Origin of the sequence: Methylomonas rivi (assembly GCF_024505165.1) — a bacterium.
GTDB classification, from domain to species: domain Bacteria; phylum Pseudomonadota; class Gammaproteobacteria; order Methylococcales; family Methylomonadaceae; genus Methylomonas; species Methylomonas rivi.
Window position 1 is genome coordinate 1 of sequence record NZ_JANIBK010000268.1, and the last position, 2,484, is coordinate 2,484.

Annotated in this window: 2 protein-coding genes; both read right to left on the reverse strand. The window is 54.7% G+C overall.

Going from position 1 to position 2,484, the window contains the following annotated elements:
* Positions 1–1,138 (reverse strand): tetratricopeptide repeat protein (locus tag NP596_RS20940; RefSeq protein WP_256617328.1); only part of this gene is annotated, 1,138 nt, incomplete at its 3' end.
* A 5-nt stretch (positions 1,139–1,143) separates the two neighbouring features.
* Positions 1,144–2,307 carry a toll/interleukin-1 receptor domain-containing protein gene (locus NP596_RS20945; protein ID WP_256617329.1) on the reverse strand — a complete coding sequence of 388 codons (1,164 nt, stop codon included), beginning with the start codon at positions 2,305–2,307 and terminating at the stop codon, positions 1,144–1,146.
* Between the last annotated feature and the right edge of the window lie 177 nt (positions 2,308–2,484).

Below are 2,484 nucleotides of genomic sequence, written 5' to 3' on the forward strand. Positions count from 1 at the left end.
GCAACACGCCGCCGATACAGTTATGCGATATCGACAACTCCCGCAGCCAGCCGCTGTTGTCCGGGTCGCGTGCGCTGAGATGGCGCATGATGTCCATATCGGCCCGATATTCCTCAAGCGCGCCGGCCAGATTGCCCTGGGCTTGCAACACGCGACCGACACAGTTGTGCGATACCGACAACTCCCGCAGCCAGCCGTTGTTGTCCGGGTCGCGCTCGCTCAGGCGGCGCATGATGTCCATACCGGCTCGATATTTCTGTAACGCAGCCGCCAGATTCCCCTGGGCTTGCAACACGCCGCCGACTTTAGTATGCGAGACCGCCAAATCCCTCAGCCAGTCGCTGTTGTCCGGATCGCATTGGGTTAAACGACTCAGAATTTTGAATTGGCTGCGGAATTCGGACATGGCATGTTTGAGTTTGCCTGCCGTTTGTAATGCTCCGCCCAACCAGTCGCGTGCATCGGCTTCGCCATATTCGTCTTTGGCTTGGCTAAACAGTTCGACGGCCTGCCGGGCCAAGGTTTCGGTTAACGTTGCGGACATACGGCTGCCGCGAATCCAACCGTTGACCACCAGAGTACGGGCCAGCACCGCGCCTTCGAGAAGTTTGCCGTCGACTAATTCTTCCAGAACCAGCGCCAGGGTCTGTTGCGCGTTGTAACGGCCGGTTGTGCTCCAGGTATGATAAAGCGTCAAGAGTATTTGGTCGGCGCCGGCCGCCATCCCCCCCAGTAGGTGGTAAATACGTTCTATTTGCTGAAAGTCTTCCGTGGCGGAAAAATAATCGGCGCATAGCCCGGACAAGTGGCGAAAACGCTCCGATTCGTTCGCCGCCAGCGAAGCGCGCAGCGCCAGCCGGGTGGTTTCGTGTACGTTGCGGGCATTGCGGGCGGCATAGTTTTCCACCATTGGCAATTGCTCTAAAAGCCGTAACCAATGGCTCGCCCGCTCAGTATCGGTTTGCAGCAAATGCGCCAGAATATTGGCATCGAACCAATGCGGTATCGCCGCTACTTGCAGTATGTCGAATAATTCCGGATGCAGCGGCGCGCAGGCGATTTGCGCGGTTGCCAGCGTTAAGGCTTGCGGGTCGTTTTGGGCTTGTTGGAGTTGCTCCAGCGCTTGCTCAATGTTCATGGCGTTCATGCTTTGATACCGGCAAACGATTGCAACAGTGCGCTGGTTTGGCCGGGGTCGCCCTTGGAAATATGCAACATAACATCAAGATGTTCGTCCGTGATATGCGCGCTTTTCAAAACCTGATGCGCGTAATCTCGCCAATAGTGTTTTTCCAGTATGGGTTGCAAGCTATTGGGTAACGCCAGATCGTTCCAGGGATATTTTGCCGGCTCGGGGACTTGTTGGCCGGCAATCAGCACTAATAATCCAGGGCATTTTTCGGCACGACGCAGTACCTGGCTTTCCAGCCAGTCGGCGGTGTCCGGAGCGATGTGTTGATAAGTGTCGAAGCCCAGCAGCAAGGGTTTTTTTAGTGTTTCCAAATCCTTTAATAACGCGATTTTTCGCGCCGAGCCGTGGGCGCTGTGCAACGCCGGCAAGATGCTGTCGTTCGTTTCCAACGCCAAGATGTCGAACAGGTCTTCCAAGCTGGGGCAGCCTTTTAAATCGAGCAGAACGGCGTCGAGTTGCACTTGTTTTGCCAGTTTGAACAGTGCGTTGAGTAGTACGGTTTTGCCGGTATTGCTGGCGCCTGCGATCAGAAAAATCCGTTGCGGCATGCTTCGACCAAGCACCGCCTTGAAACTATCGAATAATTCCACCCGATCAGCCAGCGGCCAGGGATAGTCGTCTGGGATTTTGGGCCAGGAAAGTTCGATGGTGCTGGTATTGGGTTCTGGCGCGGCGTCTTTTAAACGTAACCAGGCGAGGATTTGAGCGTAATCCCGTTGCGCGTCGAAGGTATGTATACCTTTTATCGAAAGGGGGATGCAATTGCGGTGATCCGCTTCAAAAACGACGGTGCGGCAGAACTCGATACTACTGCCGGATTCGACAATTCTCCGCTTAATTACCTTAGTTTCGAGAATTGCTCCTAATCGGTTTCCTGGAGCTTGATCTCCACTCCAGCACTTAAGGTATTCCGGCGTGAAGACCGGTAATACGATCTCTGCGTTAGCGGCTTGCTTTTCCGACCAATTATCCCAGTCTTCGTCCGGCCCACCATCCTTATAATCGCGGTCGAGAATGACTTTGACACCGTCTTTGATTAGCCGGTCGGCTAGGACATAAACCCGTTGCTGGTGAAGGTCATCGTCGTGGCTGTAGCTGATGAATACGCTGGTCATGAGATAGAAGTCATGTATGTCATTCGGAGCGAGAACGGTTGGTTATGCGCATTTTGGGTTATCCCTTTTGTCGAGCGGTTAACGGTTTTCATTATTCGCCAGCGGCCGGCGGCAGTCAATCCGGGTTGCTAGCCGACTCCTCTTGCAGACCGGCCGGCCGCCGCTTGCGGCGCTGCT

Bases quoted from the DNA above. Each gene is read 5' to 3' on its own strand.
- NP596_RS20945 (WP_256617329.1), bottom strand. From the start codon at position 2,307: ATGACCAGCGTATTCATCAGCTACAGCCACGACGATGACCTTCACCAG.